The sequence below is a fragment of the Psychrobacter sp. CAL346-MNA-CIBAN-0220 genome, assembly GCF_040309805.1.
Lineage (GTDB): Bacteria > Pseudomonadota > Gammaproteobacteria > Pseudomonadales > Moraxellaceae > Psychrobacter.
This window is the reverse complement of record NZ_JBEOPF010000722.1, coordinates 1-236: the sequence shown is the minus strand read 5'-3', so window position 1 is coordinate 236 and position 236 is coordinate 1. Positions and strand designations below refer to the sequence as shown.

The window sequence follows — 236 nt, the reverse complement described above, 5'->3', positions numbered from 1 at the left end:
ACTTTAAACTTAGACATAATTGTACTCCGTGTCATTATTAATAATAATAAAATTAACGAATTTTGTTCATATCGACAAAATCCATATCATCGAATGTAAGATTTTCACCTAGCATTCCCCATATAAAACTATAATTTTGTGTTCCACATCCTGAGTGAATCGACCAGCTTGGAGATAGCACCATTTGATGGTTTCTAACAACAATATGGCGAGTTTCCTGTGGTTGACCCATGAAG

General features: G+C 33.9%; 1 protein-coding gene. It reads right to left on the bottom strand.

The genetic code is table 11. The features are described 5' to 3' along the window. Window positions 1-52: 52 nt before the first annotated feature. A partial coding sequence (locus AAEY88_RS15465; RefSeq protein ID WP_350563804.1) for a 5-deoxy-glucuronate isomerase occupies window positions 53-236 on the bottom strand: 184 nt, incomplete at its 5' end.